The organism is Amycolatopsis sp. NPDC003865 (assembly GCF_053605345.1).
Genome location: NZ_JBSGJA010000005.1, coordinates 297,280 through 310,411, shown reverse-complemented (window position 1 = coordinate 310,411; position 13,132 = coordinate 297,280). Strand labels below are relative to the sequence as shown.

The 13,132-nt window shown below is 71.8% G+C and carries 6 protein-coding genes; all 6 read left to right on the top strand.

Annotated features, from left to right (window positions below; translation table 11 throughout):
- Positions 1-32 precede the first annotated feature (32 nt).
- The 6 genes from ACWEVP_RS15575 to ACWEVP_RS15550 all read left to right on the top strand — a co-directional run bounded on the left by ACWEVP_RS15575 (position 33) and on the right by ACWEVP_RS15550 (position 12,973).
- Positions 33-2,051: a cytochrome c oxidase assembly protein gene (locus ACWEVP_RS15575; protein WP_452063212.1), complete on the top strand. Its 2,019-nt coding sequence runs from the start codon at positions 33-35 to the stop codon at positions 2,049-2,051.
- Between the two features lie 117 nt (positions 2,052-2,168).
- A complete protein-coding gene (gene ettA / locus ACWEVP_RS15570) occupies positions 2,169-3,845 on the top strand; it encodes an energy-dependent translational throttle protein EttA (protein WP_452063211.1) in 1,677 nt (558 codons plus the stop codon).
- Between the two features lie 16 nt (positions 3,846-3,861).
- The gene (locus tag ACWEVP_RS15565) at positions 3,862-6,483 is read left to right on the top strand and encodes a hypothetical protein (protein ID WP_452063210.1); all 2,622 of its coding nucleotides are present in this window, start codon (positions 3,862-3,864) and stop codon (positions 6,481-6,483) included.
- Positions 6,484-6,934: 451 nt separating this feature from the next.
- Positions 6,935-11,929, top strand: a complete 4,995-nt coding sequence (locus ACWEVP_RS15560; RefSeq protein WP_452063209.1) for an NAD-glutamate dehydrogenase — start codon at positions 6,935-6,937, stop codon at positions 11,927-11,929.
- Entirely contained in the window at positions 11,926-12,345 is a 420-nt protein-coding gene (locus ACWEVP_RS15555) for an acyl-CoA thioesterase (RefSeq protein ID WP_452063208.1), read from the top strand. The genes ACWEVP_RS15560 and ACWEVP_RS15555 overlap by 4 nt, the downstream gene beginning before the upstream one ends.
- On the top strand, positions 12,338-12,973 hold the full coding sequence (locus ACWEVP_RS15550) for a hypothetical protein (protein ID WP_452063207.1): 636 nt from the start codon (positions 12,338-12,340) through the stop codon (positions 12,971-12,973). Before ACWEVP_RS15555 ends, ACWEVP_RS15550 begins: the two co-directional genes overlap by 8 nt.
- Positions 12,974-13,132 lie beyond the last annotated feature (159 nt).

Here is a 13,132-nt window from a genome sequence, read left to right as displayed (position 1 = left end):
GCCTGACCGGGGCTGGGCATACCCTCAGTGGCGTGTCCGCGACGAAATCCGACGTCCCCACGCAGCGCCGGGCCAGTGTGCTGCCCCTGCTCGCGGTCGGCGTGCTGCTGGCCGCCGTCGTCGCGATCGGGCTGATCGCCCTCACCGGCGGCGCCGGGTACGCCATCGCCGGCCTGCCGGATCCGGGGCTGGTCACCAAGTACGGCATCACGGTCATGCGCGTGCTGTCCGAAGCCGCGTCGGTGATCTGCGTCGGGTCGCTGCTGCTCGCCGCGTTCCTGGTGCCGCCGCAGAAGTCCGGCACGCTCGGCCCGGAGGGCTACGGCGCCCTGCGCGCGGCGGGGATCGCCGCGTGGGTGTGGTTCGGCGCGGCGCTGTGCTCGGTCGCGTTCACCGCCGCCGACACCGCCGGGAAGCCCTTCGGCGACGTCCTGGACCCGCAGACGCTGCTCGACCTCGTCGGCGCCATCGAGCAGCCGAAGGCCTGGCTCTGGACGGCGCTGATCGCCGTCCTCGTCGCCCTCGGCTGCCGGCTCGCGCTGTCCTGGGGCTGGACGGCCGTGCTGTTCTTCCTCGCCGTCGGCGGGCTGGTCCCGGTCGCGGTCACCGGCCACTCGGCGAGCGGCGGCTCGCACGACGTCGCCACCAACAGCCTGCTGTTCCACCTCGTCGCCGCGTCCTTCTGGGTCGGCGGACTGATCGCGCTGCTGGCGCTGGGCTACCGGCGCGGCAACCACCTGAGCCTGGCCGCGCGGCGGTTCTCCCGGCTGGCGCTGGTGTGCTGGATCGTGATGGCGATCTCCGGCGTCGTCAACGCCCTCGTCCGGATCGGCCTCAACGACCTCTTCACCACCGACTACGGCCTCCTGGTCGTCGCCAAGACCGTCGCGCTGCTGCTGCTCGGGGTCTTCGGTCACCAGCAGCGGCAGAAGGGCGTCAAGGACCTCGTCGACGGCAAGGGCGGCGCGCAGCTGCTGCGCCTGGCCGCGGTCGAGATCCTGATCATGTTCGTCACGATCGGGATCGCGTCCGGGCTGGCCAGGACGCCGCCACCGGCGGACGCGATCACCCAGCCGTCCACCACCGAGCTGCTGATCGGCTACAACCTCGACGGCCCGCCGACGGTCTGGCGGCTGCTCTTCGACACCCGCTTCGACCTGGTCTACGGCACGCTCGCGCTGGTCCTCGGCGGCCTGTACCTGGCGGGCGTCCGGAGGCTGCTGCGCCGCGGCGACACCTGGCCGGTCGGCCGCACGATCGCCTGGATCGCCGGCTGCGTGGTGCTGCTGATCGCGACGTCGTCCGGCATCGGCCGCTACGCGCCCGCGATGTTCAGCGTGCACATGGGCAACCACATGCTGCTGTCGATGGTGGCGCCGGTGCTGTTCGTGCTCGGCGGGCCGGTGACGCTCGCGCTGCGCGCCCTGCCCGCGGCCGGCAAGGACACCCCGCCGGGACCGCGCGAGTGGATCGTCGCGGCGGTGCACTCCCCGGTGTCGCGGTTCCTGACCCACCCCGTCGTCGCGCTGCTGCTGTTCGTCGGGTCGTTCTACGCGCTGTACTTCTCCGGGCTGTTCGACACCGCGCTGAACTACCACTGGGCGCACCTGGCGATGAACGCGCACTTCCTGCTCGCCGGGTACGTCTTCTACTGGCCGGTGATCGGCGTCGACCCGTCGCCGCGGCGGATCCCGTACCTCGGCAGGCTCGGGATGATGTTCGCCGCGATGCCGTTCCACGCCTTCTTCGGCGTGATCCTGATGAGCAAGCAGACGGTGATCGGGCAGGCGTTCTACAGCCAGCTGCACCTGCCGTGGGTGACCGACCTGCTGTCCGACCAGCGGCTCGGCGGCGGCATCGCGTGGGCGTCCGGCGAGCTCCCGGTGCTGCTAGTGCTGATCGCGCTGCTGGTGCAGTGGTCGCGCCAGGACGAGCGCGAGGCGAAGCGGCGTGACCGGCGCGAAGCGGCCACCGGCGACGAGGAGCTGAACGCCTACAACGCCATGCTGAAGAACCTCGCGGAGGGGAAGCGACCCTCGGGTTCCAGTTGAGGTTGAGGGCTCGGCCGGGCGCGGAAAACAGCGCTTCCGGTGACCCGGGACTGACTTTCGGTAGTCCGACGGTGACCGGCGTCGAGCCGCGATCAGGTGCGCTCTACGATCGTCGGTATGGCCGAGTTCATCTACACCATGAAGAAGGTGCGCAAGACCGTCGGGGACAAGGTCATCCTCGACGACGTCAGCACCGCGTTCTACCCCGGCGCCAAGATCGGCGTGGTCGGGCCGAACGGTGCCGGTAAGTCCACCGTTCTCAAGATCATGGCGGGGATCGAGCAGGCCAGCAACGGCGAGGCGTTCCTCCAGCCCGGTGCGAGCGTCGGCATCCTCATGCAGGAGCCGGAGCTCAACGAGGAGAAGACGGTCCGCGAGAACGTCGAAGAGGGCCTCGGCGAGGTCAAGGTCAAGCTCGACCGGTACAACGAGGTCCTCAAGCTCATGGAGACCGAGTACACCGAAGAGCTGATGGAAGAGATGGGGCAGCTCCAGGAGGAGCTGGACCACGCCGACGCCTGGGAGCTCGACTCGACCGTCGAGCAGGCCATGGACGCGCTGCGCTGCCCGCCGCCGGACGAAGGCGTCACCCACCTCTCCGGTGGTGAGCGCCGCCGGGTCGCGCTGTGCAAGCTGCTGCTCTCGGCGCCCGACCTGCTGCTGCTCGACGAGCCCACCAACCACCTGGACGCCGAGAGTGTCCTGTGGCTGGAGCAGTTCCTGGCCCGCTACGCCGGCGCTGTCCTCGCCGTCACCCACGACCGGTACTTCCTCGACAACGTGGCCCAGTGGATCATGGAGCTGGACCGCGGCCGCGTCGTCGGCTACGAGGGCAACTACTCGACGTACCTGGAGAAGAAGCGCGAGCGCCTCGAGGTCCAGGGCAAGAAGGACGCGAAGCTCGCGAAGCGCCTGAAGACCGAGCTCGAGTGGGTCCGGTCCAACGCCAAGGCACGCCAGACCAAGTCGCGCTCGCGCCTCGACCGCTACGAGGAGATGGCGGCGGAGGCGGACAAGCACCGCAAGCTCGACTTCGAAGAGATCCAGATCCCGCCGGGCCCGCGGCTGGGCAACGTCGTGGTCGAGGTCGAAAAGCTGCAGAAGGGCTTCGACGGCCGCGTGCTCATCGACGGGCTGTCCTTCAACCTGCCGCGCAACGGCATCGTCGGCGTGATCGGCCCGAACGGCGTCGGCAAGACCACGCTGTTCAAGACGATCGTCGGGCTCGAGGAGCCGGACAACGGCGTCGTCAAGATCGGCGAGACCGTCAAACTGTCCTATGTGGACCAGAACCGCGGCGGCATCGACCCCAAGAAGACCGTGTGGCAGGTCGTCTCCGACGAGCTGGACTACATCCACGTCGGCCAGACCGAAATGCCGTCGCGCGCGTACGTCAGCGCGTTCGGGTTCAAGGGCCCGGACCAGCAGAAGCCGGCGGGCGTGCTCTCCGGTGGTGAGCGCAACCGGCTCAACCTGGCGCTGACGCTCAAGCAGGGCGGGAACCTGATCCTGCTCGACGAGCCGACGAACGACCTGGACGTCGAGACGCTGGGCTCGCTGGAGAACGCGCTGGAGCAGTTCCCCGGCTGCGCCGTCGTGATCTCCCACGACCGGTGGTTCCTCGACCGGGTCGCGACGCACATCCTGGCCTGGGAGGGCACGGACGAAGACCCGGCGAAGTGGTTCTGGTTCGAGGGCAACTTCGAAGGGTACGAGAAGAACAAGGTGGAGCGGATGGGCGCCGAGGCTGCCCGCCCGCACCGTGTCACCCACCGCAAGCTGACCCGCGACTGAGGGGGCGGGTTTCCCCGTGGAAGCCAGCGAACAGCACCGGACGGGCCCGTCCTCCCGCGGGGAGGGCGGGCGCTCCGTCCATGCCGGGGAAACCCTCTCCGCAGTCGGCCGGCTGATCGAACGCGCGGACGCGCTGCACCTGCGCGCGCCCGAACTCGCACTGGTCCTCGGCGAGCGCGCGGCCGCGCTCTCGGAGGCCGCCGGCGCCGACGAACAGTGGATCCGGGCCGAGAGCCTGGTCGTCTCCGCGCGCGTCCGGCTGGGGATGCGGCCGGGCACGGTCGGGCGCGCGGTCGCGGCCCTGCGCGCGGCCGAGCACGCCGGCTACGGCGACATCGCCGCCCGGCTGCGCATCGACCTCGCCGTGTGCGCCCGCAGCCTGGGCGTGCCGCTGACCGGGCTCGCCGCGCTGCGGCCGGTGCTCACCGACCCGGTCGTCTCGCCGGTGCACCGCGCCGCCGCGCTGACGCACCTGGTCGGCTGCCTCGGGTTGCTGGGGCGGAAGGCCGAGCTGGACCGGGTGCTCGTCGAGGCGGACAAGCTCGTCCTCGGCGACGAGTCGCTGGGCGCCGACACCCAGCTGCTGGTGCGGGCGCTGCTGCGCGTCGGCACGGCGTCGCACCGGCGCCGCCACGGAGATCTGACGGCGGCGGCCGACGCCGCCCGGACCGGGCTGGGCTTCCTGGAGAAGCTGGGCAACCCGGCCGACGACGGCGGTCTCGTCCGGATCCGGCTGGTGCTGCTGCTGGTCAGCACGCTGCTGGACCGCGGCGACACGGAAATGGCGTACGAGATCGCCGAGCCGGTGCTGGCCGAGCCGGTCCGCGCGGCCGGGGTCGCGCCGATGGGCTGGCTGCGGCTGGCCGTCGCGACGCGCATCCACCTGCCCGCGGGCTCCGGAGAAGCGGCCACCGAGCTGGTCCGCGAAGCCGTGGCGAGCACCGACCGGCACGGGCTGTCCGCGGTGACCGCGCGGCTGTGGCTCGAGCTGGCGCAGCTGGAGGAGCGGTTCGGGCAGGCCGAGGAGGCCATCGCGTGCCTGTACCGCTCGCGGGCCGCCGAGCAGCTGCACGCGCGGTCCCGGCGGCAGGCGTGCAGCGTGCTCGCCGGCGAGTTCGGCACGGGGGAGCCCGCGTCGATCGACCTCGACGAAGTGCTGAAAGCGGTGCCGTCCGGGGCTTCGCCCCGAGCCGGGGGCTCCGCCACCCGGACCCCCGAAAGCAGCGTGCCGTCGCGGCCGGTCCCGGTCGTGGCCCCCGAGCCCGCGGCGGCCGAACCGCCGGCGCCGAAGGCACCGGCTTGGTCGTTCGGCCGCGAGGAGCGCGAGGAGAAGGCGGAGCCGCGGCAGCCGGCGCCCGCGTGGTCGTTCGAGCGGCCGCGGGTGACCGCCGACGCCGCCGAGACGTCCGTGATGCCGGCGGTGCGGGACGAACCCGCCGAGCCGCGCGTGCGCCCGGAGCCGGTGGTCGTGGAGCGACGGCGACCCGAGCCGGGCGAGGCCAAGCCGACCGGACGCCGGCGCGAGCCGGAGCGCCGTCCGGAGCCGATCGAGGTCCGGTCGGCCCCGGTCGAGCCGGAGCGCCGGCGGGATCCCGAGCCCATCGAGGTGCGGTCGGCCCCGGTCGAGCCGGAACGTCGGCGGGAAGCTGAGCCCATCGAGGTGCGGTCGGTCGAGCCGGAACGTCGGCGGGAAGCCGAGCCCATTCAGGTCCGGTCGGCCGAGCCGGAGCGCCGGCCTGAGCCCGTCGAACCCGAACGCCGGCGTGAGCCGGTCGAGGTGCGGTCGGCCGCCGTCGACCCGCCGTGGCGGCGGGAGTCGCCCGGCCAGGCACCGCCGATTCCGGCGGAACCCGCCGAGGCGCAGCCGTCCGGACGCCGGCGTGCGCCGGAACCGCCCGCCGAGCCGGCCGAGGTCCGCTCCGCCGCCGCGGAGCCACCCGCGCCGGCGGAACCCGAGAAGCCCAAGTTCTCCTGGGCGGCCCTCGCCGAAGCGCGGCTGCGGGAAACCGCCGCCGAACGCGAGTCGGCGCCCACGCGCGTCACGCCCGCCTTGCCGCTCGCGCCCGAGCCCGCCGCCGAGCGGGAGCCGCGGCGGGAACCGCAGCCGTCGACCCGGCACGACGCCGAGCACGGTTCGGAGGCCGCCCGGTCGGTGCTGGACCGGCTGGGGATCTCCTCCTCGGGCGGAGCGAGCGGTGGGCGCCGCCGCGCGGAGGACGCCGAGAGCCGCGCCGACGAACCACCACCACGGCCCGAGCCGGAGCTGGCCCCGCCGCCGCGCCCGGAGGACGTCCCGCCGTCGGTGCCGGACTACCGCGACGAAGCCGAGCCCTGGCTGCCGCGGCTGCGGATGCCGCCGTCGCTGGAGCCGATGGAGGACTTCGGCCACTGGACGCCGGCGACGGCCCCGTTCCCGGAGAGCTACGCGCGCGCGATTTCGGAGGACGAGCCCCCGCCGGACGCGGGGCTCGCCGACCTCCTCGCCCGTGCGCTGGCCGAGCACCAGGCGGGCACCGCGAGCGCGGCCGCGCTCGTCAAGCAGCTGGGTTCGCAGGACACGGGCCGCCGCAACGGGCACGGCCGCAACGGCCACGGAGCCGAGGTCTCGGACTCCCGCCGCCACGGCTCGGGCGACTGACCCCGGCTCCGCGCCGCCGCGATCCTGAACGACTCGTTCAGGACGCCGCCGAAGGTCGGTCCGATCGGCCTCCGGTCGCCGAGACACCCCTATTCGTCGCCGACTCGCCACCGGGCCGGGCGAGTGGTGTCCGTCGCACCCCGAAGGTCGCCGACCGGCCGCCGGGCTTCGCCGAACGGCACCCACCCGCCTCGACTGAACCGATCACGTTGGCTCCGCAGCAGGTAATGCCCGTCGAGCCCGGCTGGTCAGCGCCGCGGACAGCGCCGGAACGCAACCCGTCAGTAGCTTGACCGATCACGCGAATCCGCTGGCCGGGAAGGGTTTTCCGGAACTGGGGAACCCCCGGGTCTTCATGTGATCCCCGACCGCGGCGCATTAGTGTGGGGTGGTCCGGTTCACCGCCGAGCCGGCACGGTGCCACCTCACGCATACTGGAGAGTTGCCTCAAATGAGCTCGACCGGAGTCTCGTCCCCACCCGGAACCGGAGCCGAAACCGAACCGGAGTTCGGCCGGCGTTCCCCGGCCAGCCCGGAGCAGATCAGGGACGACCTGATCGACGCGGCCGCCGGGCTGGCGCCGGAGATCGGGGAGCTCATCCGGCTCTACTACCGGCACATCCCGGCCGAGGAGATCGTCGGCGACGAGCCCGTCAACCTCGTCGGCGCGGTGCGCTCGCACCTGCAGCTCGCCAAGCACCGGATGCCCGGCCGCCCGGCCGTGCGGCTGCTCAACCCCACCGTCGCCGAGGACGGGTGGGCGCGCGAAGCCACCGTCGTGCAGGTCGTCACCGACGACATGCCCTACCTGGTCGACTCGATCGCCGCCGAGTTCGCCCGCGACGGCGTGCAGGTGCAGCGGATCGTCCACCCGATCGTCGTCGTCAGCCGCGACCTGACCGGCGAGCTCCAGGAAGTCCACCCCGACGCCGACCCGGCCGAGCCGCCCGCGAACTCGGCCGCCGAGTCGTGGATGTACATCGAGATCGACTTCGTCACCGACCCGAACCGGGCCCGCGAGCTCGACAACCGCCTCTCCAGCGTCCTCGGGGACGTCCGCGAGGTCGTCGAGGACGCCGAGAAGATGGCCCAGACGGCCTGCCAGCTGGCGAGCGAACTCGAAACCGACCCGCCGCAGCTGCCCCAGGCCGAGGTCGCCGAAGGCGCCCGCCTGCTGCGCTGGCTCGCCGACGGGCACTTCACCTTCCTCGGCTACCGCCGCTACGAACTGGTCGAGAACCCGCACGCGGAGTCCGAAGAACACACCGCGCCCGCCCTGCGCGCGGTGCTGGCTTCCGGGCTCGGCGTGCTGCGCCAGGACAGCCTCGCCGCCCGCGGCCTCACCGCGGGCCCGGACACCGCCGCGTCGGCGCTGGCGCCGTCGCTGCTGGTGCTGACCCAGGCGAGCGCGCCCTCGACCGTGCACCGGCCGGTCTACCCGTACTACGTCGGCGTGAAGACCTTCGACGCCGAGGGCAAGGTCACCGGCGAGCACCGCTTCCTCGGCATGTTCACCACCACCGCGCTGCACGAGAACGTCCTCGACATCCCGGTGGTCTGCAACCGCGTGCGCGAGGTCATCCACCGCGCCGGGTTCCCGATGGAGTCCTTCTCCGGCCAGCGGATGCTCGAGGTGCTGCAGAACTGGCCGCGCGCGGACCTGTTCTCCGCCGACACCGACTCGCTGTACTCGACGACCACCGGCGCGATCACGCTGTCGGACCGCCGCCGGCTGCGGCTGTTCCTGCGCCGCGACCCCTACGGCCGCTTCTACTCCTGCCTCGTCTACCTCCCGCAGGACCGCTACACGACGCGGTCGCGGCTGGCGATGCAGGAAGTCCTGCTCGAAGAGCTCGAAGGCACCCAGCTCGAATACAGCGCCCGGATCGGCGAGACCGTCCTGGCCCAGGTGCACTTCATGGTCCACACCGATCCCGCGCGCCGGCTCGAGCCGGACACGGCGAAGATCCAGGACCGGCTGAACGACGCAGTCCGCAGCTGGGACGACCGGATGGTCGAGGCGGTCCTCGACGAGCGCCGCGAGCAGTCCGACGGCGGTGTCGCCGTCGGCGTCCTCGGCGAGGAATCGGCGACCGAGCAGGGGCAGCGCTTCGCGAGCGTTTTCCCGGAGGGCTACAAGGAGGACTTCTCGGCCCGCGAGGCGCTGGCCGACCTGCGCTCGCTCGACTCGCTGACCGACGAAGGCGATCTCGCGCTGTCGTTCTACCGGCCGTCCGACGCCGAACCGGGCGAGCGGCGCTTCAAGCTGTACCTGCGCGGCGAGGGCGTCACCCTGTCGAAGGTGCTGCCGGTGCTGCAGGCCATGGGTGTCGAGGTGGTCGACGAGCGGCCGTACGAGCTGCACCGTGAAGACGGCGGTGCCTGCTGGATCTACGACTTCGGCCTGCGCGTCGCCCAGAAGATGCTCGACGAAGCCGACGACCACGCGGTCGACCAGCTGCGCGGCCGGTTCCAGGACGCCTTCGAGGCCGCCTGGCGCGGGGACGCCGAGGTGGACGGGCTCAACGGCCTGGTCCTGCGCGCCGGGCTGACCTGGCGTCAGGTGGCGGTGCTGCGCGCGTACTCGCGGTACCTGCGGCAGGCCGGCAGCGCGTTTTCCCAGGACTACATCCAGAACACGCTGCTGAACCACACGCAGGTCGCCACGAAGCTGCTTCGGCTGTTCGAAGCCCGCTTCGACCCGAAGCTGGGCGACGCCGACCGCGAGGCGGCCACCGAAGCGCTCGCCGGTGAGCTGAGCGCGATGATCGACGAGGTCACCAGCCTCGACGAGGACCGCATCCTCCGCCGCCTGATGGCCGTCATCCGCGCCACGCTGCGGACGAACTACCACGTCCGCGACCACGACGGGAACGCCCGTCAGTACCTGTCGATCAAGCTCGACCCGGCCGGCGTGCCCGACCTGCCCGAGCCGCGGCCCAAGTTCGAGATCTTCGTGTACTCGCCGCGTGTCGAGGGCGTGCACCTGCGCTTCGGCGAAGTCGCGCGTGGTGGCCTGCGCTGGTCGGACCGGCGCGAGGACTTCCGCACCGAAATCCTCGGCCTGGTCAAGGCGCAGGCGGTGAAGAACGCGGTGATCGTGCCGGTCGGCGCGAAGGGCGGCTTCGTCGTGAAGCGCCCGCCGGCCGCGACCGGCGACGCGAGCATCGACCGCGACGCCCAGCTCAACGAGGGCATCGCCTGCTACCGCATGTTCATCTCCGGCCTGCTCGACCTGACCGACAACCGGATCGAGGGCAGGACCGTGCCCGCGCCGGGCGTCGTGCGGCACGACGCCGACGACTCCTACCTGGTCGTCGCGGCCGACAAGGGCACGGCGAAGTTCTCCGACATCGCCAACGAGGTCTCGGCGCAGTACGGCTTCTGGCTGGGCGACGCGTTCGCCTCCGGCGGCTCGGTCGGCTACGACCACAAGGCCATGGGCATCACCGCGAAGGGTGCCTGGGAGAGCGTCAAGCGGCACTTCCGCGAGCTGGGCAAGGACACCCAGACCGAGGACTTCACCGTCGTCGGCATCGGCGACATGATGGGCGACGTCTTCGGCAACGGCATGCTGCTGTCGGAGCACATCCGGCTGGTCGCGGCGTTCAACCACATGCACGTCTTCCTGGACCCGCACCCGGACGCGGCGACGTCGTACGCCGAGCGCCGCCGGCTGTTCGACCTGCCGCGCAGCTCCTGGGACGACTACGACCGTTCGCTGATCAGCGAAGGCGGCGGGATCTATCCGCGCACGGCGAAGTCGATCCCGATCAGCCCGCAGGTCCGCGCGTCGCTCGGCCTCGAGGAGGGCGTCACCGCGCTCGCGCCGATGGACCTCATCCAGGCCATCCTGCTGGCCCCGGTCGAGCTGCTGTGGAACGGCGGCATCGGCACGTACGTCAAGGCGGAGACCGAAACCCACGCCGCGGCCGGCGACAAGGCCAACGACGTCATCCGCGTCGACGGCAAGCAGCTGCGCGTCAAGGTCTTCGGCGAGGGCGGCAACCTCGGCCTGACCCAGCTCGGCCGGATCGAGTTCGCCCGGAACGGCGGCAAGATCAACACCGACGCGCTGGACAACTCGGCCGGCGTCGACTGCTCCGACCACGAGGTCAACATCAAGATCCTGCTCGACCACCTCGTGCAGACCGGCAAGCTGGAGCACGCGCAGCGCAACGAGCTGCTGGAGGAGATGACCGACGAGGTCGGCGCGCTGGTGCTCAAGGACAACTACCGGCAGAACGCCGTGCTCGGCGTCAGCCGGGCGCACTCCGCGCCGATGCTGTCGGTGCACGCGCGCCAGGTGCAGGCGCTGGTGTCCGCGGGCGCGTTCGACCGCAAGCTCGAAGCCCTGCCGAGCAACTCGGAGTTCCGCGAGCTGGAGAAGGCGGGCAAGGGTCTCACCTCGCCGGAGCTGGCGACGCTGCTCGCGCACGTCAAGCTGGAGCTGAAGGACGAGCTGCTGGCCAGCGACCTGCCCGACTCGAAGGTCTTCGCGGCCCGGCTGCCCGAGTACTTCCCGAAGCCGCTGCGAGAGCGGTTCCCGGACGCCATCGGGGAACACCCGCTGAAGCGTCAGATCATCACCACGCTGATCGCCAACGAGGTGGTCGACGGCGGCGGCATCTCCTTCGTCTACCGGCTGATGGAGGAGATGAACGCGACCGCGACCGACGCCGTGCGCGCGTACGCCGTGGTGACGCAGGTGTTCGACCTGCCCGCCCTGTGGGCGGAGATCGACGCGCTGGACAACGTCGTCTCGACCGACACCGCCGACGCGATGGTGCTGGAGACGCGGCGGCTGCTCGACCGGGCCGCGCGCTGGTTCCTCACCAACCGGCCGCAGCCGCTGGCGCTGCTGTCGGAGATCAAGCGCTTCGGCCGCGTGCTGGGCAAGCTCGTCCCGAAGATCGGCGACCTGCTGCGCGGCCGCGAGGCGGAGTCGGTGCAGAAGCACGTGGACGAGCTGATGGCCGCGAAGGTGCCCGAGGGGCTGGCCCGCCGTGTTTCCCTGCTGCTGCACACGTACGGCCTCCTGGACGTCACGGAGGTCGCCGAGCTCGCCGAGCAGCAGATCGGCGTCGACGCCACGCACAGCCCGGCGGAGACGGCGGAGCTGTACTACGCGCTCTCGGCGCACCTGGACATCGACTCGATGCTCACCGAGATCAGCAAGCTCGAACGCGGCAACCGCTGGCACGCGCTCGCCCGGCTTTCGCTGCGCGACGACGTCTACGGTTCGCTGCGCGCGATCACGCTGGACGCGTTGCGGCACAGCGATCCCGGCTCGTCGGGCGACGCGAAGATCGCCCAGTGGGAGAAGACCAACGCCTCGCGGCTGCAGCGGGCGCGCGTCGCGCTGGACGAGATCACGAAGTCCGGCCGGCTCGACCTGGCGACGCTTTCGGTGGCGGCCCGGCAGATCCGGAGCACGGTGCGGTGACCTACGTTTCGCACGTCCGCCCGCGCTGGACGGACATGGACGTCTACGGCCACATCAACCACGCGAAGATGGTGACGCTGCTCGAAGAGGCACGGATCCCGCTGCTGTTCGAAGGGGCCGTCGAGGCCGGGCTCGAACAGCTCCCGAAGGGCATCGTCGTGGTGCGCCTGGAGGTGGCCTACAAGGCACCGATCGTGGTGTCGGGACAGCAGCTGCGCGTGGAGATCGACCTGACGGAGCTGCGGGCGGCGAGCTTCACGCTGGCCTACCGCGTGCACACCGGCCCGGCGGAGTCGGACCCGGTGGCGGTGACGGCGGAGACGGTGCTGGCGCCGTACGACACGGTCGCGTTGCGGCCGCGTAGGCTCATCCCGGCCGAGTCGGAGTTTCTGAAGCAGGGGTTCGCGGATGCCTGAGTTGTTCGTGCCGGACGCGGCCGACCGGGAGACCCTGGGCGCGTTCGTCGCGCGCGCGGTCCGGCTGGACGGCGCCACCGCCGTCCGGCTGCGGCAGCGCGGCGACGGAGTGGTCGAGGCCTGGACGGCGACGCCGTTCGAGTGCTTCGCGACGCGCGCGGTGGCGGGCGACGTGACCCCCGGCGACGTGACGGTGTCGGGCAACGAGCTGCTGGCGGCGCTGACGGTGGCGGGCGGACCGCGGATGGACCCGGGCCCGGCCCGCGACCTGCTGTGGCACGGCGAGCTGCCCCCGTCGGGCCGCTGGCCGCTGGTCGACTCGCTGCCGGCGCGGGTGGTCGCGGAGCTCGCCGACCGCGGCGTGACGCTGGCCAGGGAAAACGCCGGCCCGCACGGCAACCCGCCGGCGTCGCTGATGGACCAGGCGGTGCTGACCGTGTCCGGCGAAGCGGTCGAGGTGAAGGTCCAGATGCGCTGCCTGTTCGCGATGTCCGGGATGGGTTTCGTCGATTCGGACCTGGCCGAGGACGTGGTCCGCGTGTCGGCGACGGATTCGTGGCTGCGGCTGGACGCTCGCTACGGCGCGATCGTCCGGCGGCGGCACGCTTTGCTGCCGTTGCTGTTCTGACGGGCTCGGTCTGTCACCGATCGGCGGCGCGAGCGACCTCCGGGCAGGCGAAACGGGAAGCCCGCCCCGCCGAGCAGAACCCCGCCCTCCCTGGGGGCCGAGCCCGTTCCCAGCGTATCGGCGCTCGCCGACGAAATCCCGGCGCAAGCGGGCCCTCGC

Bases quoted from the DNA above. Each gene is read 5' to 3' on its own strand.
- ACWEVP_RS15560 (WP_452063209.1), top strand. From the start codon at position 6,935: ATGAGCTCGACCGGAGTCTCGTCCCCACCCGGAACCGGAGCCGAAACC.
- ACWEVP_RS15550 (WP_452063207.1), top strand. From the start codon at position 12,338: ATGCCTGAGTTGTTCGTGCCGGACGCGGCCGACCGGGAGACCCTGGGC.
- ettA (WP_452063211.1), top strand. From the start codon at position 2,169: ATGGCCGAGTTCATCTACACCATGAAGAAGGTGCGCAAGACCGTCGGG.